This is a genomic window from Pantoea sp. nfd-35, assembly GCF_056892255.1.
This window is the reverse complement of sequence record NZ_CP122403.1, coordinates 1,615,035-1,632,769: the sequence shown is the minus strand read 5'-3', so window position 1 is coordinate 1,632,769 and position 17,735 is coordinate 1,615,035. Positions and strand designations below refer to the sequence as shown.

11 protein-coding genes and 1 pseudogene are annotated in these 17,735 nt (G+C 52.6%); 1 reads left to right on the top strand and 11 read right to left on the bottom strand.

Annotated features, from left to right (window positions below; genetic code table 11):
- Positions 1-3 precede the first annotated feature (3 nt).
- The 10 genes and pseudogenes from wcaK to wbaP all read right to left on the bottom strand — a co-directional run bounded on the left by wcaK (position 4) and on the right by wbaP (position 13,549).
- On the bottom strand, positions 4-1,266 hold the full coding sequence (gene wcaK / locus P9J57_RS07595) for a colanic acid biosynthesis pyruvyl transferase WcaK (protein WP_013026376.1): 1,263 nt from the start codon (positions 1,264-1,266) through the stop codon (positions 4-6).
- A 150-nt stretch (positions 1,267-1,416) separates the two neighbouring features.
- Entirely contained in the window at positions 1,417-3,627 is a 2,211-nt protein-coding gene (locus P9J57_RS07590) for a phage tailspike protein (protein ID WP_483279444.1), read from the bottom strand.
- An 86-nt stretch (positions 3,628-3,713) separates the two neighbouring features.
- Positions 3,714-4,748: a glycosyltransferase gene (locus tag P9J57_RS07585; RefSeq protein WP_176018996.1), complete on the bottom strand. Its 1,035-nt coding sequence runs from the start codon at positions 4,746-4,748 to the stop codon at positions 3,714-3,716.
- Positions 4,749-4,793: 45 nt separating this feature from the next.
- Positions 4,794-5,546: a glycosyltransferase family 2 protein gene (locus P9J57_RS07580; RefSeq protein ID WP_014605450.1), complete on the bottom strand. Its 753-nt coding sequence runs from the start codon at positions 5,544-5,546 to the stop codon at positions 4,794-4,796.
- 81 nt (positions 5,547-5,627) lie between these two features.
- Positions 5,628-6,546 (bottom strand): annotated as a pseudogene (locus tag P9J57_RS07575) (glycosyltransferase family 2 protein).
- A 129-nt stretch (positions 6,547-6,675) separates the two neighbouring features.
- The gene (locus P9J57_RS07570) at positions 6,676-7,812 is read right to left on the bottom strand and encodes an EpsG family protein (protein ID WP_014594082.1); all 1,137 of its coding nucleotides are present in this window, start codon (positions 7,810-7,812) and stop codon (positions 6,676-6,678) included.
- A gap of 255 nt (positions 7,813-8,067) precedes the next feature.
- Positions 8,068-10,245: a tyrosine-protein kinase Wzc gene (gene wzc, locus P9J57_RS07565; protein WP_014594083.1), complete on the bottom strand. Its 2,178-nt coding sequence runs from the start codon at positions 10,243-10,245 to the stop codon at positions 8,068-8,070.
- A 12-nt stretch (positions 10,246-10,257) separates the two neighbouring features.
- Positions 10,258-10,692, bottom strand: a complete 435-nt coding sequence (locus tag P9J57_RS07560) for an arsenate reductase/protein-tyrosine-phosphatase family protein (RefSeq protein ID WP_013026383.1) — start codon at positions 10,690-10,692, stop codon at positions 10,258-10,260.
- A gap of 9 nt (positions 10,693-10,701) precedes the next feature.
- Positions 10,702-11,841 carry a polysaccharide export protein gene (locus P9J57_RS07555; RefSeq protein WP_013026384.1) on the bottom strand — a complete coding sequence of 380 codons (1,140 nt, stop codon included), beginning with the start codon at positions 11,839-11,841 and terminating at the stop codon, positions 10,702-10,704.
- A gap of 274 nt (positions 11,842-12,115) precedes the next feature.
- A complete protein-coding gene (gene wbaP / locus P9J57_RS07550) occupies positions 12,116-13,549 on the bottom strand; it encodes an undecaprenyl-phosphate galactose phosphotransferase WbaP (RefSeq protein ID WP_013026385.1) in 1,434 nt (477 codons plus the stop codon).
- Positions 13,550-14,326: 777 nt separating this feature from the next.
- Here wbaP and P9J57_RS07545 point away from each other — a divergent pair.
- On the top strand, positions 14,327-15,904 hold the full coding sequence (locus P9J57_RS07545) for a TerC family protein (RefSeq protein ID WP_014605448.1): 1,578 nt from the start codon (positions 14,327-14,329) through the stop codon (positions 15,902-15,904).
- Here the strand turns inward: P9J57_RS07545 and asmA are convergent.
- Positions 15,901-17,724 carry an outer membrane assembly protein AsmA gene (gene asmA / locus P9J57_RS07540; protein ID WP_110286625.1) on the bottom strand — a complete coding sequence of 608 codons (1,824 nt, stop codon included), beginning with the start codon at positions 17,722-17,724 and terminating at the stop codon, positions 15,901-15,903. The two genes, P9J57_RS07545 and asmA, sit on opposite strands and share 4 nt — an antisense overlap.
- Positions 17,725-17,735 lie beyond the last annotated feature (11 nt).

Genomic DNA, 17,735 nt, shown 5'->3' with positions numbered 1-17,735 from the left:
ACATCATCCTATTACGTTTAGAATCTCTTCAGTGATTCTGTTACCTACTTCCCTTTCATGCGCCACGGCGGTTTCGACGTTTTGCTTGATCGTGTCGTAGTCGGCCAGGATAGCCTGAACTTTATCAATCAGCGAACCGTCCATCAGGCTCTGAACATCGGTAGCCATTTGCGGCAGACCTAGCTGATTCATGACGCCCATGGATTTGTGTTCATAGTTGATGGCGACCGCTGGCGTACCAAAGTTCATTGAGATGATGGCAGAGTGCAGACGGGTTCCGATGGTCAGGTGACACTCGCTGAGGAGGACACCTAATTCGAGGTCATTAAATTCATCCATTACAACGTGGTAGTGCTCTGGCTGCTCAACGCGATCGCGCAAAGTGAGCGCCACCATACGGTCATCTTTGGCGTAGCTGTCGATGCCCGTACAGGTAGATAAGGCGACGACCTGATAACCGCTGGCGATCATGGCGTTGATCACGCGACCAAAGGCGGCTTCGTATTCCTGCTGCGTGACGCCCAGACGCTTATCAAACGGCGCCAGTTCACGGACCGTAATCGCGATGGTTTTGCGGGTGCGAATCACGCTCTGCCAGTGCTGCAGACTGTGGCTGGGGTTTTCAACGTGACGGGCACGTACCAGGAAGGCCGTATCCACACCGGGCATCACCTTTGAGCTGGTCACGCCATCGCGCTTCATCAGGTCAAGGCTAACGGACTCACGCAAGATAAGGCGGTCAACCCGGTCAAACACGAAGTTGGCCAGTTGATTAGTGCGGGCGTTCTGGAAAGGTCCAACGGAGTGGCCAATCAGGTAAAGCGGCTTCTTAGCCAGCAGCGCGCAGAGCGCATGGTCAAACTGAGTCACGCCATACAGATCGACAAAGAATGAACCGCCCACCTGAATGACCGCATCGTACTGCGCCAGACTTTCCGTGAAGGCTTTGAGGTGTGGCGGCACGGAGAAGGATTTGTAGGGTCCACCCTTGCCCAGATGCGCCATCATGATATTCGGCATCAGTCGGTTAGCGACTTTGCGTTTAACAGAGCCAATCAGGCCCTTACCCGAGGAGTTGTTGTGCAGGAATAGCTTATCCTGCTGAATATGTTGCTGAAGCAGATAACCGGAGCTGGTTGGATAACGGCTTATCACATCAATATCCACATCGTTGCGCGCGGCCTGAATTGAATCAATCAGTCCACGCAGAATCGCGCCATCCCCACGATTCCCACAGGTATGGTTACCCACCAATAAAATCTTCATAAAAACTCCGAATAATTTTTTCTAATTCTACCGACCGCCCAGTTCCGAAACGGGCAAAATGAATAGGGAGAAAAACAGCAAATAAAAATCCTGCACCAACATCCCAGATGCTGTTGGTGTTGGCTGCCGTATCAGGGCAGCCCTCTCTGACTACGATTTAATCGCAAAATACGGTAAGGCAACCTGCTTACCGTTAATAACGACAGACACGAATCCTTCAGGTTTGCTGGTATCCACCTTGTCATCAGACAACGCGCGGGAGGCCAGCAATAAATCCCCCTGCTCATTCGCGCCCACGCCCGCTTTACCGTTATGCAGGCTAAAGCGCTGCGGCGCGGCATGACTGCCGCTGTCCGGCGTAGCCTTCGCCATTTTGGCATCGACCCGCGCACAGCGGCCGGTGACAAAGCGATCTTTCGCCGTGCTCTTGATCATCACCGCTGCCGAAGGCGTCCAGCCTGCCAGCCTGATGAAAACCTGCGTGTCGGTATCGGTTTTAGCGACGTAGCGCACATCCACCACCGGACTGCTGCCTTCCGCCGACCAGCTGGCTTCAGCATGGTCTTTCTTACGTTGAACGTGAATAACCGCCCGGCCGCCGGTGTTTTTCCCACTGATGAGGTTCATCAGCGGCTCACCGTCCGTGCCGTTATTGAACTGCGACTGTCCAAAAATTTCGATTTCCCACGAGTCGCCAACGGTGGGGGAATAAAGATTGCCCAGTTCAAACCACACGGCCTGATTGGTGTTGTTTTCCAACAGCCAGCGTGAGGTCAGATAGTTATATTTCAGGCTGCCATCGATCGCGACGCCGTAGGACTCAACGCGGGTCGATCCCATTTCCCAGGCGCTTAGCCAACGATCGCCCTGCTCTGAGTTGTCAATCCAGCTGCCGGATTGCAGGTTGGTCTGACGCGTATTCAGGCGGGAGTGCCAGGCAATCAGCGGGTTCTTGCAGTCCTCAAGGCTTAAGGCATCGATAATCCATTGACCGTTTGAGATATCGCCGGGATTATCACAGTGCTCAATCCAGCCGTTGTGAATCAGCGACTGGCTGCAGCGCGGCAGGTTGAGAACTTTGCCGCCTTTACAGTGCTGGGCGTTAAAGTTTGACAGCTCAATCGCGGTACTGTGGTCCCAGTTCCCCTTTTTCTGACCAGACCAGCCGGCCTGAATCACGTCGCCCGTACAGGCTGAGGCGTACCACTGATCAATCTTACAATCCAGCGTATCCAGCAGGCTGAGCGCGGTGCCGCCAACCTGGTTGAAGCGCAGGCAGGCCCCACGGAAAAACTGTCCGCCTGGGCAGGTATTACGGAACAATCCCTGCTTATTGGGATGCGTATCCGTATTGCCGTTAAATATCAGGTTAGAGATTTCCACCCAGCGGGCGCTGACCTCGAAAACAAACGGCGATTTGCCGTCGGAGACGATGCTGGTCGCCGGGAAATACCCAAAGTTGACCATCGCACCGGAGATGCGGAAGAAACGGCGCTGCTCCTCACCGAAGTTACAGGCGGAAACGAAGAACGTGCCCGCAGGGAACTGTACGCAGATAGGCTGATCGCTCTGCTGCGACCACTGGTACATCGCTTTAATCGCGGGCGCACTGTCGGTTTTGCCGTCGGCGATAGCGCCAAAGTCAAACAACGAGAGTCGGTTATAGTCATCGACTACGCGACGCCAGTGAAAACCGTCGCCGCTGAAAATCACCCCCTGATCGTCCTGCGCCGGCTGGAAACTGCCGACGAATTCGCCGCCCCCCACTTCCAGGCCGGGGTGCCAGCTTTTGAGCTTGATCTTCGCGCCTTCAAACAGCGGTCGCGTCTTGCGCAGATCGTCCACCGAGGGGATCTCACCGATTAGCTGATAACCCGCAGGCTGTGCCAGACGCTGACTAAAGGCAGCCTGGCCCGGCTGGCTGACATCCGGGATGTTAAAGACCATCAGCCCGTTGCTGTCTTCCAGCGCCATAGAGTGAGACGGATTCGCGATCAGCGCCGCATTATCCTTTACAAACTGGTCAAAATTTCCCTTATTCAGGGTAATCGGCTGGGTGATTTGTGCCAGCTTGCCGCTGGCATCGCGCAGGAACACGGGGATCTGGTTACCCGCCTGGCTGGCATCGCTTCCCGACTTACCGATCCACAGTTTTCCCTGGAAGTTTTGCCAGAACTGCGGCGGCATCGCGTAGACATTTTCAGGCGTCAGAATCGGAACATCGCCTTTGGGTACCGCGCTTGCATCAACCGACTTGAGCGCCAGGCCAGTGTTTTTGGCCGCGTAGCTGGAAAAGGTGCTCACGGAGAGCGCGCCGACAAGGGCGGAGGCTGCGGTTTGCAAGACTTCTCTTCTTTTCATGCAATTAATCCCGTCGTCATGAAGGCCATAAACTCAGCCATAAAAGGTGTCCCATGAGGCACATCAAAAGTGAGCGTCTTCAGCCCTTACACCAACGCCAGCCAGCTTTGTTTAATCTGTTTACCGTCAAACTTCAGCGCGGTTTGCTGGGTTTTTTCGCTCATGGCATAGAACAGTGCATCGTCGCTGGCCAGTTGTTCCATTCGCGCCAGAAATTCGCTTTTCTTGTTCATCGGCACCAGGAAACCGTCTTCGCCGTGATTAATAATCTCCTGTGGACCTGTCGGACAGTCATAGGCCACCACCGGCAGCGACCAGGATTTGGCTTCCAGCAGCACCAGCGGCAAACCTTCGTAACGGGAGGTCATCAGCGCCATATCGCTGTCGCGGTAGTAATCGTTGATATTGCTGACCTTACCGACGAACTTCACGCTGGGGGTAATGCCCAGCACGGCTGCCTGATCCTGTAGTTGCTGGCGCAACTCACCGTCGCCGGCAATCACCAGCGTCCAGTCAGGATGTGCTCTGGAAAAGTCACGCCAGATATCCAGTAACAGGTCGAACCCTTTCTGATTGTCCAGACGGCCCACCGCCAGCGCCTGACGATGGCGCGTGGTACGGTGCCAGGATTTGTACACCACCGGATTAGGAATGGCCTGACTGGGGATGTGCCAGCGCTGAAAGACCTGATGATCTTTATCCGTCAGGACAATGACGCGGTCGTAGAAGCGCAGTAGCAGGAACTTGAGGAACTTAATGGGTTTACTGAAGGAGTTGATGGCAACGTGCTCACAGGCATAGGCCTTGAAGCGCTTCTTTTTCAGCGTCATCAGGTTCCAGAAAGCAAACATCACGCTCAGACGACCCATGCTGATTAAAAACACGGTGTCGAAGCCTTCCTGCTGAATACGCGCCACGGCACGTTTGATGGGGTTACTTTCACCTTCGAAGCTGACGATCTGCTTGACCTTGTCGAAAGGGTAAAAGGGTTCGCCGTGCCCCTCCAGTGAGTAGATGGTGACCTCATGCGCATCACCAAGACATTCCGACATAAAGTTACAGATATTTTCGGTGCCCGCATACGAGTAAGCGTCTTTGATCACCAGGACGATTTTTTTCATGAAACGTTATCCACCTCAAATTTATACACAATCCTGCCGATCGGCTTAACGGTGTTTCAGGCTAAACAGCACACCATTCACCATATACCAGGCGTAATAGTAATAGATTTTTAACGGATTGTTTTTATAGATAATTCTTAATAGTTCGAGGTGCCATTTGGCGGCTTTGTTTTTATTACGCGACAGGGAATTCCCTAACTCGTAATAATTCACCAGAATACTCTGAATTACGCGGGCCTGTTTGTAGCGATTAAAGAGTTCGTAGAGGAAAAGGAAGTCTTCGTGACCTTTTCGCTCAAATAAAATCCCGCCTGGCGGACGGCGGAAACAGACGGATGAGAAGCACACCCGATACTGCTTTTTGACATAGCTGTCCTGCTTAAGGTAAGGCTTTGTATAGCGAATATCGTGGTCAGCTTTGCGGGTTTTGTAATGGTATTCCGTGATGACCAGATTGTCCCCATCGGCGATAGCCTGCATCTGCTGGCGAAGCTTATCACTGTGCCATTCGTCATCGCTGTCAAGAAAAGCGATCACCTCTTCTTGCGAAGCACGTAATCCCACATTGCGGGTTTCGGCCGCGCCCATATTGACCGCATTGTCGAGAATCGTAATACGCGGGTCCTGGCACTGCTCGCGCACCCACGCGAGTGAATCATCGGTGGATTTATCGTTGATCAGATACAGGTGCCAGTCCTGATAGGTTTGATTGATGACGGACTGTACAGCGCGTAATACCGTCTCGCGGGCATTATACATAGGCATGACAATGCCGACGGTACCAGAGTGATTATTCATTTTCATACCTGAATAAATAAAATAGACGGGGCCACCAGATAACCTTCCGGTAGCGTTAAAACGTCACGACATTCAATAGAATCAGGAGAGTGCCTTTTCGCCACCCAACCGCGCTTTCAGTTTGTCTTTCACGCGGTTCAGGAAGTAGGTGCGATTATCTTTATTGGTGAGCAGGAAGTAGCGCGCGAAGCTGACGCTCGCCATCAGCGAGTTACCGTCCATTTTGTAGCGCAGGGGCAGCTTGAATGCTTTGTAGGTGTGAATATCTCGTGGGGTAAGGTGCGGTTTCATCGTAATCCAGCCAGAACAGGGAGTACTTGACCGATTCACCTTTGTGTTTGGAGCCAAACTTCGTCACCAGGTGGTAGTTGGCCAGCGGGGCGGCGATCATTTCAAACCGGTAACCCATGCGGTCGGCACGGATGCAGAAGTCATAGTCCTGATGGCGGATAAAACGCGCATCGAACTGAATTTTAGCGGCATCTTCACGCTTCAGCACGATGGTGCTGGTTTGAATAAAGCCATAACAGCCAAACAGATACTCTGCGACAGTTTCGTTTTTTGCCGGAGGCTGCATCGGCATAACCTTCAGGAACGCACCGTCCTGATAGATATTTACCTGGCTGAAGATAATGGTATTGTGCTGACCCTGCGCCTCCAGCTCCGCAATCTTTTCACTGACCTGCAGAAGCTTGTCGGCATGCCACTCGTCATCGGCATCCAGAAAACTGACATAGTCGCCCGTTGCCAGCTCAATGCCTTTGTTACGCGCGCCGGCACCGTTGAGTTTCACCTCAGATAAGACCAGATTGATGTCCAGGTCCTGATAGCGCTCACTGCGCACCACTTCCGCCAGCGCGGCGGCATCGGCAGATTTGTCATCCACGATGATGACTTCGAAATGGCGATACGTTTGTGCTTTAACGCAATCCAGCGTCGTGACAATCGATTCTGACGCGTTATAAGCCGGAATTACGATGGAGAAACGAATGTCCTTCATTGCCAGCACCTCATAAAAGTATTCAAAAATAAACAATTCAATCGACAAACGCCGAAGAAAAACCTGTGTTGTTACAGGCGACCGCCCCGCGAAGTGAAGCCGTTCACTGGGGGCGCGCCGCCGGGTCCGTTACCGAATCAGCCAGAACTCCTGGGCCACTTCGTACCCTACAACCGCCTGCTTGGTTGAGATGGTGTTGTAGTAGAGGTAATAGAGCAGGAAGAAAAACAGCATGCCAAACAGCGCCGGCTTCCAGACGCGTCTGGCCTGATAGATAAGCGAGGTCAGAATGATGGGTTCAACCTGTTGCAAATAGTTGGAAAGACGCGAACCTGACGGGAAGTTATACAGGAAGATGCGGATCGCCCCGCCGATAGCAAAACTTAAAATCAGCAAGTAGTTCAGACGATACTGGGCATAGTTTTCGCGCTTCAGTTCTTCAGTCAGCATGAAATAGAAGAAAATAAACACCAGCATGATGTTCTTCAGGTTCGAGACTGACAGGATGCTGCCATCCATTGCATAGGAGGGATCGTTGTTATAGCCCGATGCCCTTTCCCCCAGCGATCCGAGGTGTCCGGCAATCAGGGCGATGAAGCTTGAACCCCCGACGACCGAGAGCGGCAGGCTGACAACGATGATCACCACCGGCCACCAGCGCCAGTCACGAATAAACAGGAAAGGCACCAGCGTTATCACCATAACGGCGGTGTTGTGACTCATGAACGACAGGATAAAAAAGGTAAAGGCCCACCAGTAACGCTTCAGGTAGATCGTCCACAGCACGCCGAGGAACAGGGCGGAGCTTAAGCCAAAACGTATCTGGTTGATGTCTTTGTTAATAAAGATGTGCGCCGAATACAGCGCCAGCGCCAGTACCGGATAAGGCGACATCTTTCTGAAAAAGAAGGCGTTAATGGATACCGCAATCGCACAGAAGACGAACAGAAACACGCTGGCGTTATGCGAAAACAGACTCGTTATCCACGCCATCGCAAAAATCAGCGGTTCGTAGCGGAAAAACGCGACGGTATTGAAAAAACCGTTGATCTGAATGCGCCGTACAAAGTCCTCAAAGAAACTGCGGTACTGGAAGTCATCCATGCCGGTGCCGAGGCCACGAATCCCCCCGAATACGATCAGAATAATGGCCGCAAAGCACAGCAGCCAGGTCAAAATATAATTTGTGCGTTCGTCTTTTTTCACCAGGATTTCGAACAGCGAAATCAGCAGCAAAAACCCTGATATATACCAATATGGAGCCATGGTGTGATTCCTTAAATCCACAAGTTCTCATGCCAACAGTGGCCAGTGCTGATTACCTTCCGGGTTGATCTCTCAGCAGGTCTGCGCCGACATCGCGACAGACAAAAGCGTGTTGATGATGAATTCTGATGATTGACGTTAGATCGTCGCTTATTGTGCGTTGTATCCAGAATCACCTGTGCAAATCGTTACGTGTCGTTATCATGAGCCAGGGATCAAAAGGGGCGGTCAAACCCGCCCCTTTTCTTTCAGCTCTTAGCTTTTCGTTGGTTTACCGTACTCGTAGTCGTAGTAGTCATAACCATAACCGTACGAGTTAGCCGCTTTACGTACCACGGCGTTCAGGATAACCCCTTTGATTTCGATACCGTTCTGCGCGAAGCGTTTGAAGCTGACATCCACTTCTTTTGTGGTGTTGGTTTCAAAACGCGCCACCATCAGCGAGGTACCGGCCAACTTACCGATGATGGACGCATCCGTTACGGCCAGAATCGGTGGTGTATCAATCAGGACTAAATCATAGTTTTTGCTTGCCCACTCCAGCAGCTCACCCATGCGGCGGTGCATCAACAGCTCTGACGGGTTCGGTGGAACCTGACCGCGCGGCAGGAAATCAAAACCGTATGGCCCTTGCTGAATCATGGTCGGCGTAAACTCGGTTTTGCCAGACAGGACGTTAGACAGACCGGATTTATTGTCCGCCCCCAGCAGTTCGTGGGTGTAACCGCGGCGCATGTCACCATCGATAAACAACACCTTCTGACCGGCCTTGGCCACCAGGGTAGCGAGGTTAACGCAGATAAAGGTTTTACCAATACCCGGGCTGGCGCCGGTGATCATCAGAATGTTGTTTTTCGCTTCCATCATGGCGAAGTGCAGGCTGGTACGCAGGCTACGAATCGCTTCAATAGAGAGGTCGGTTGGATTACCCAGTGCCAACAGCGTCTCATGCGGATCGGTTTTGCCTTTGTGACCGCGACGCGCCAGTGCTTCGGTATCCTTCTTACGCTGCCACTCAGAGAGCGGTACGCTGGCATAGACGTTCATGCCCAGCTCTTCCAGCTGTTCCGGGTTCTCGATTCCGTGATGCAACAGCGCTTTAAGCAGAACCACACCGACGGACACCATCAGCCCCAGAATCAGGCTGGCTGCGATGATCAGCAGCTTTTTCGGCGCAACCGGCGAGTTTGCCGTGGCGGCCTGATCGATGATGCGAACATCACCCACGGTGCTGGCCTTACTGATGCTCAGCTCTTGCTGGCGGTTCAGTAACTGCATGTAGATTTCCTGACCTGACTGCACATCGCGGGTCAGACGCAGAATCTCCTGCTGAGTTTTCGGCATCTGCGCAATTTTCTTGTTCAGCTGCGCCTGCTCATCTTCCAGCGTTTTACGCTTTTCTAACAGGGCCCGATAGGTAGGGTGATCTTTGGTGAACAGCTGCGAAACTTCGGCTTCGCGGAACGTCAGCTCGTTAAGCTGGCTCTGCACGCTAACGGATGAATCCAACGCAGACTTAGCTTCAAGCGACAGGTCAACGGACTCGTTCTCACGGCGGAAGGCGTTAAGTTTATCTTCCGCCTGATCCAGTTTGCCACGCACTTCCGGTAGTTGCTGTTTCAGGAACTCCAGGCTTTTCTCGGCCTGTTCGGATTTACGCTGCACGTTCTGTAACAGGTAGTTATTCACGATCTGGTTCAGAACTTTGCTGATCTGCTCCTGATCTTCACCCACATACTGCAGTCCCAGTACACCGGTGTCTTTCCCTTTGTCTGCAACGGTCAGGTTAGACAGGATGCTGTTAATTGCCTGCAGATCGTTGAGTTTGGTGACGGTAAACGTGGTGCCCGGCTCCGCATTGATATCGCTGACCAGCATGCTTACATCGCCGTGTTTTTCGAACTGCCCCACTTTGCCTTTGAACAGCTCATCGCCATCGGCAGAAACGGTATAGCTGTCTTTACCCGTAACCTCGAGCTCAACACTGCGCTTCTCGATCGTACGCGGAATCTCCAGACGGGAGATCGCGACATTGCCAGGCTTGTTGCCCATCAGACGCGACAGACCTTTGCCGATAACCGGGAAATAGTTCTGTGAAACCACTGCATCCAGGCCAAGATCCTGAACGGTTTTTCCCAGCACCATGCGTGATTCAAGAATCTGGATTTCGGTATCCGATGCTGGCGTCGTGGGCATCAGCGTCTGTAATTCATTCAGGACGGTGCTGGTATTCTTCTGCTCCACCTGAACCATGGCATCGGCGCTGTAAATAGGCGTCGCAAACAGTGTGTAGAGCGTTGCTACCAGCATGAAAAAAGCGGTGACAGCGACGATAACCCAACGGTGATCAATAAGCTGTCCCACAAGATGCGCCAGATCCCACCCATTCGATTCCTCGCGCGGCGCGGTCATGACTTTGTTTTTTATATTCATGGATAATCCCAACTATCGGCTTAGTACGCTGACCCATTTCTGAGTGGCGTGTTCCAGTAACCCGTAAACCTCTTCAAAGGCCTCACGGCTTTTTCTGTACGGATCCGCAATTTCCTTCTGATTGAGCCAGTGCCCAAGCAGCATCGTTTTGCCGCGTGCAGCCGGATCGATGCGGTTTACCTGTTCAATGTGGCGCTTTTCCATCACCAGAATCAGGTCATACTCCCGGCACAAGCTGGCCGTTAGCTGCTGAGCCTCATGACCTTCCAGCGATAAGCCTTTTTCGGCTGCCACCTCCGTCGCCGTTTTATCCGCCGCGTGCCCAACCAGGGCGCCGAGTCCGGCGGAGGCCACAGGCAGGTGCGGCAGCGCGCGTTTGAACAGGCGCTCTCCCGTAGGAGAGCGGCAAATGTTGCCTACGCAGACGACTAACACGGACTTAATCATGGCGAAACCTTAGTTCGACCAGTTGCGGATGCGCTGTGCAGCCTGCGTCGCATCGTTAACACCGGCTATGGTTGGTATCAACTGCGATATCACGCGGTTCCAACGCGTCAGCGGCGTCGATGTCACGTAGACGATATCGTAAGGTTCAAGTTGGAATTCGGTACCCATCACCATGGATGCCGCATCTTTGGTATTCAGCTGGTAGATATTGGCGATTTTGCTGCGATCGGAGCCGCGCGTCGGTCGGATAACAAAGACCCCGGTCGCGTCGGACGTGGTTTGATCCATGCCTGCCGCATTACCCAGCGCTTCAGCCAGGGTCATACCGCTGCGGTCCATCTTCAGGGTGGCCTGCTGTTTCACTTCGCCCATGACAAACACTTTCAGGTCGTCGTTACGCGGCACATACAGGATGTCACCCGGATAAAGCAGGTGGTTCTGGCTCAGATCGCCGTTCTGCATCAGGGCCTGCAGTGACACGCGCTGCTCACGGCCGTTGTGGGTCAGGATAACGTTGCGCCAGTCTGCGTCCGCCGCTAAGCCGCCCGCTGCGTTAATCGCATCCAGGATAGTAAGCGGTACGTTGGTGATAGGCTGCTGGCCTGAGGTCGTCACGGCACCGGTCACGTAAGTCTTCTGTGACTTAAACGAGGCAATGCTGACGTCAACCTGAGGGCTTTCGATGTACTGCGCCAGACGACGCGCCACTTCATTACGCACGTCACCTACGGTACGGCCGGCAACACGGACGCGGCCGATGTAAGGATAGAAAATCGTGCCGTCAGAATGGACCCAGTTACCGGTGTCACTGGCGCTACGGTACTGACCGGCAGGCGTGGTGAGTTCGGGGTGATCCCACACGGTGACGGTGAGAACATCACCAATGCCGATGCGGTATTCGTAGTTCTGAATTTCGGTTTGTAACGACGGATTAGCCTGTGCCACAAGTGGCTTAGGACGCATTTTCTCCACCAGGCCTGGCGTTAACGGATAAACGTTAACGTACTTGTCGATGTCAAAATTGCTGTCCTGCTGCTCAATGACATCTTTTCCCGAAGTGGATAAATTTTGCCCCGGCACGACAGTACACCCGGCCATAAAAGTTGCAGATACCAGAACAGGTATCATCTTCATTTTCATTGTAATCATTTAGATCTTCGCTATCAGTTAATGTTTGATAGAGGCGAATACGCCGCTGTGTAAGCGCTCGAAAAAAAGTAGGCTATCCTGACTCAGGCCCTGAACATGTCGTTCATTATTCTTAGCTCCTGTCTTGTACCCATCACGCGCTTTACCCGGAACGGAATAAAGCAAAGCAGAACATTTCGGTTTATCAATGCCGTACCGCTTTTTTTTAGAGAAATCTGCCCGCCGGAACCTGAAGTGGCACTTCGGCGCGCGGCTGACAGAGGCTCTTTTGCGGCTAGTAAGCACCATCACGTTTCAAAACCACACCCACGGTTTTGAACAAAATTGCAATGTCGTTCCACAGCGACCAGTTTTTTACATACCATGAGTCGAAGTAGACGCGCGTTTCATAATCCACATCGTTACGGCCGCTCACCTGCCACAATCCGGTCATACCCGGTTTTGCCATCAGGTAGTAATCGACATCGCCCGCATAACGCGCCAGTTCGTCTTCAATAACCGGGCGCGGCCCGACCAGGCTCATGTCGCCGCGTACGACGTTCCACAACTGCGGCAGCTCATCAAGGCTGGTTTTACGAATAAAGTGACCGACTTTAGTAATACGGGGATCGTTTTTGAGTTTAAAATCTTTATCCCATTCAGCACGGGCAACCGGATCGGTTCGCAAGACTTCCTCAAGCACTTCTTTCGAGTTGATCACCATTGAACGAAACTTAAGGCATTTAAATTTACGCCCGTTCAGGCCGACGCGTTCGTGACCATAAATAGGCGGCCCGCCATCACGTCCCACCAGGAATCCCAGCACCAGCAGCGCCGGTAACAGCATCAAAATGATGGAGAGCGCCCCGAAGATATCGAACGTGCGCTTCAGGAAGCGTGAGGTGCGTTTGGCCAGGTTATTCTGAACACGCAGGATCATGACTTCATGGCTGAAGATATAAGCCATGTCAGTGCCGTACAGCGGCACCCCACGTAAGGTAGGAATCACTGAAACAGAGCGGCAGTTATGCATCGCCAGCGATTTCAGCCACATGTCACGATACTGACTTTGCTCAAACTCAACCGCCACAATGAACTGGGTTTCACTGTTAGTGAGCCTCCACAGCGCCTGCTCGTCGCGCAGCACCGGAATACCCGAAATCAGCTCTTGTGGGCAGGATCCGTCCACGTCATAGAAGGCAATAACCTCAAAGCCCATAACCTCTTCGCTTTGCAGAGCCTCCCACGCTTCCTGGGCATTTTTATTGCTGCCAATAATGATGGTCTGCTTCTTCCACAGGCCGTATTTATTCAGCAGGCGTTTGGACAGTGCGCGGCACACCGGCATTGCCACCAGGGCGATAAGCCACGTTAACAGCCAGACAAAGCGCGACATCTGCCATTGAGACAGGGCCGTGATCGACAGTTCAATGACGGAAAAAATGAGAATGGTACGAAAAATTTCTTTTAATTCGAACCAAAACGGTTTGCGGTAGGTGTAATGGCGCAGTCTGACCCAAAACCAGCCCACGCAAATTACTGACAGACAGATGTGTGTAGCAACTTTTAAATTAAATTCCCGATCAGACATATCCGATAACAGTGAAGGAGATGTCATATTAATTAGCATCATCGCGATAAATAATGCCGCGTTGAAACATATTAAATCAGAACAAGCCAATAATAATTTGGTGATAAGACTTTTAAACGTAAATTCATTATCGCGCATATTTAACTCTTTATTTTATTTCCTTAACCCACCACACCAGACGCTTAAGTAACCAGCATTGTCTCTTAAGCCCGAGCGTTTCTGAGGGGAGCTCCTGCGGCATTTACGCCATTGTCATTGACTATGAAACCAATAATACCGTGCACAATACCAACAGATTACTCTGACTTTATCAGCAATGTGCTGATTAAATATCAAACCGAAGCGGTGACGCAGACACGCTACCGCCCTTGGCTGTCGCTGCCAATACCGCCCTGATAACCTCTGTTTCTCCCTGCGCCGCGCGCGATTGCGCACAAAGCGTCCTTGTGCAGAATGCGTTGACATTCTGCTGCGTACCGAGGCGGTTGATTGCGCAAATTACAGATTCGGGCGCAGGCGTTGTCTAACTCGTTGCTATACTAGTTATTACTGGCATGTTTACAAGTAGACCCCGCCATCCCCGGACTATTTTAGGAAAAAGACTACCAGTAATAAGTATTGAAGCCGCTCATTTTCAGCTTTCAGGTAGGAAAAAATCAGATTTATTCCATGTTCGCACCAGGAATAATCGCATAAGAAATTCCTCTGAATGAGAAATACGGTGACATTAATCTGCAACCTTTATGCGCTACCTTCACCGCCGCATTAATCAATCTGCTGAAGAATTATCCTGTAATTAATGTATGGGCTATTCAATTAAATCGTAAAGACCCTGTAAGCTCGCTATTTGTCCCAAGGCCATCTCTCCACTATCATCAGACAAAGCTTATTTTTAGACATTCAGGTGAATAAAGCATGCTGGAGGTATTGGCCGATCCCTCGCTATGGGCAGGATTAGTAACGCTAATCGTTCTTGAACTGGTACTGGGTATCGATAACCTGGTCTTTATCGCTATTCTGGTCGAGAAGCTGCCGGCAGCCGCACGCGACCGCGCGCGGGTGATTGGCCTGCTGATGGCGCTGGTGTGCCGACTGCTGCTGTTAGCCTCCCTGTCCTGGTTGGTCACGCTGACGCAGCCATTGATTACGCTGGCTAATCACGCTTTCAGCGCGCGCGACCTGCTGCTGCTGTTTGGCGGACTGTTTTTGCTGTTCAAAGCGACAACCGAATTGAACGAACGGCTCGAAGGCCAGGACGAGGAGAACGCTCAACAAAAAGGCGGCGCTAAATTCTGGCCTGTCGTGGCGCAGATCGTGGTGCTGGACGCAATTTTTTCGCTGGATGCGGTGATTACTGCCGTCGGTATGGTAAACGACCTGCCGGTCATGATGGTGGCGGTTACCGTGGCGATTTTATTGATGCTGCTCGCCAGTAAACCCCTTACCCGTTTCGTCAACAGTCACCCGACCATCGTTATTCTGTGCCTGAGCTTTTTACTGATGATTGGCTTTAGTCTGGTGGCTGAAGGCTTTGGCTTTGTTATTCCTAAAGGCTATCTCTATGCGGCGATCGGTTTCTCCGTGCTAATCGAAGCCCTGAACCAGCTGGCACAGTTTAACCGGCGCAAGGTGCTGTCGGCGGGTCGTCCGTTACGCCAGCGCACCGCCGAAGCGGTATTACGTCTGTTACGCGGCGAAGCCGAACAGGCGGAACTGGATGCAAAAACCTCGTCAATGATTGCCGATGGAGAGGCTGTCGCGCTGTTTAATCGCCAGGAGCGCGTGATGATCGCCAGAGTGATGGGGCTTGGGCAGCGTCATGTCAACACCATCATGACGACGCGTCACGATGTTCAGCACATTGATTTAAGCGACGATCCGGCGGAGATCATGGCTAACCTTGATCGTAATCAGCATACGCGCATCGTTATTACGGACAACAGCAAAGAGCCGCTCGGCATTGTGCATGTTAACGATCTGCTCCATCAGTCACTGCATCACCACTCCCTTGATTTACGCAGCCTGATTCGTCAGCCCCTGGTGTTCCACGAGCACATCACCTTGTTACAAGCGCTGGAGCTGTTTCGTCAGGGTCACACACATTTTGCATTTGTGGTCGATGAGTTTGGTTCGGTAGAGGGCGTGGTCACGTTGAGCGACTTAATGGAAACCATTGCGGGAAATCTGCCAAATGAAGCAGGCGAAACCGATGCCCGCTATGATATCCAGCCTAATGGGTCGGGTGGCTGGATTGCCAATGGCCAAATGCCGCTGGAGGATCTGGCGATGTACGTGACGTTACCGCTGGATGAGAAGCGTAATTATCATACGCTGGCCGGATTAGTGATGGATCGCCTGCAGAATATTCCCCAGGAAGGTGAAGAGATCCTCCTGGGGGATTACCGCTTACGTACTCTGCAGGTTGAACAGCACCGGGTTCAGAAGGTTGAAATTCTGCCGCAGCCTGACATGCAACAGCATGCCGCGCCTTAAGGGCGCGCCGAGTCTGGCTGCGTGGCGTTATTTCCTTTTAATTGCTGACGATCAAGCCACTGATTCAGGCGCGATTTCGCCTCATTCTGCAGCTTCTCGCGCAGCATATCGTCAACCGGGAGCGTATATTGCGGATTCTCCCAACTGCCGTAAAGGCGAAACGGGATCACCTGATCGGATAAGGCCGCAACCAGTTTTTCATCCCCGTGCCAGCCGCTCAGCGTCAAGCCCAATGTAACGTCTAACTGCTGCTGCACCATGTTGACGCTCCCATCGCCACGTAACGTCAGCTGCTTGCTTTCGCCGCTGAGATGGTTAAAGGACAGGAGGCCGTTCTTCAGCGCAAGCTGACCGCTGATGTGATCGATTCCCTGTCCCAATACCTGATCGTCGCTGCTGACGCGATCGCTCACGCGCGCCACCGCGCGACGGACCATCTGCTGTAAGTCAATTTGCGCCAGTTTCAGATGGCTCACACGGACATCCGCCTTGCCCTGCCAGCTCTGTTTCGCGTCCTCAAGGGTGAGGTTATCACCGGCCAACTCGCCGTTAAGATCAAGGGTTCCCTGCAGCGACTGAGGCAGAGCCAACGCCTTCAGTAAAGGCTGAAGATCAACCTGACTCAACACGGGTTTGAAACTGACGTGCGTAACGGGCTGACGAATATCAATGCTGCCGGGAACGGAGAAACGCCCCTGCCCCACAGTTCCTGACAAGGTATTAAATGTCATCAGTCCCTGTTGGTTGACCGCATCCACAGCCAGTTTTGAGAGCGTAAGACCTCGCCAGACCGCGCTGTCCGCCTGCAGTTTTATGTCCAGATCGATATCGTTGAGCGGCGAGTCCGCATTGGTGGGTTCGCGCTGGTCTGCAATCACCGGCGCAGGGGCAATCTGGCTGCTTTGTCCACTCACCTGCTGAGTTAACGAAGAGATAAAAAGCAGGTTATCCATATCCAGTGAGGTCGCATGAAGATCCAGAGACAGCTTTTGCGGAGCCGTAAGATCGCCCTGCGCGCTGCCGCTGAGAACACTGTCGTTAGCGTTAAGCTTAAGATCGGACAGGGCAACGGTATTTCTGTCGCCATTCCAGTTTCCCTGGAAGCTCAGCGTACCTTTAATGCCCTGCGGTGGCAGGCTGGCCCCGGACAACGCGTAATCCAGTTGTTCGAGCTGACCACTGAGCTGATGGGGATACTGCGATTTATCAAATTGCCCCTTCAGATTGATCATCGCCGTGCGCTGGTTGCGCGTCAGGCTGGTGCTGAGATTGATTGTTGCCAGGCTCGACTGATCCTGCTCCATATTCAGGTTGAGATTACGGAAGGTGAACGCATCGCCGCCGGGCTGTTGCCAGATAAACAGGCTGTCCAACAGCTGGAGTTTGCCGATATCGAAAGACCATCGGTCTGAAGACGTAGGCTCGCTGTTGTGCGGACCGCGCGGGGCATTTTGCGGTACTTGCGCCGCACTGTCTGGCGTGACCTGCACCACCGCGTTTTTCAGCATCACCTGGCTCACGCTCAGCTGATGTGATAGTAGGGGCAGAAGATTCACATCCAGCCGCATATTGTCTGCAGAGACCACGGGCTGGGCTGCACCGGGCGCGGTCAGGCTCATGCGCCCGGCCAGAATGCTGAGTTTAGGCCAGACGTGCCAACGCAAATCGCCATTGATAGTGAGTTGATAACCGCTGCGCTGTTCGACCTGTTGCACCATATAGCTGCGAAAGTCGTTGGGGTTGACCAGCATAACCAGGGCTGTTAATCCCGCTACGACCACCACCAGTAAGATGGCCAGCGTGGTTATCACTCTTCTCATCACATCCTCAT

Coding starts and splice junctions, on each gene's coding strand:
- wcaK (WP_013026376.1), bottom strand. CDS start 1,266: ATGAAGATTTTATTGGTGGGTAACCATACCTGTGGGAATCGTGGGGAT.
- P9J57_RS07590 (WP_483279444.1), bottom strand. CDS start 3,627: ATGAAAAGAAGAGAAGTCTTGCAAACCGCAGCCTCCGCCCTTGTCGGC.
- P9J57_RS07585 (WP_176018996.1), bottom strand. CDS start 4,748: ATGAAAAAAATCGTCCTGGTGATCAAAGACGCTTACTCGTATGCGGGC.
- P9J57_RS07580 (WP_014605450.1), bottom strand. CDS start 5,546: ATGAATAATCACTCTGGTACCGTCGGCATTGTCATGCCTATGTATAAT.
- P9J57_RS07570 (WP_014594082.1), bottom strand. CDS start 7,812: ATGGCTCCATATTGGTATATATCAGGGTTTTTGCTGCTGATTTCGCTG.
- wzc (WP_014594083.1), bottom strand. CDS start 10,245: ATGAATATAAAAAACAAAGTCATGACCGCGCCGCGCGAGGAATCGAAT.
- P9J57_RS07560 (WP_013026383.1), bottom strand. CDS start 10,692: ATGATTAAGTCCGTGTTAGTCGTCTGCGTAGGCAACATTTGCCGCTCT.
- P9J57_RS07555 (WP_013026384.1), bottom strand. CDS start 11,841: ATGATTACAATGAAAATGAAGATGATACCTGTTCTGGTATCTGCAACT.
- wbaP (WP_013026385.1), bottom strand. CDS start 13,549: ATGCGCGATAATGAATTTACGTTTAAAAGTCTTATCACCAAATTATTA.
- P9J57_RS07545 (WP_014605448.1), top strand. CDS start 14,327: ATGCTGGAGGTATTGGCCGATCCCTCGCTATGGGCAGGATTAGTAACG.
- asmA (WP_110286625.1), bottom strand. CDS start 17,724: ATGAGAAGAGTGATAACCACGCTGGCCATCTTACTGGTGGTGGTCGTA.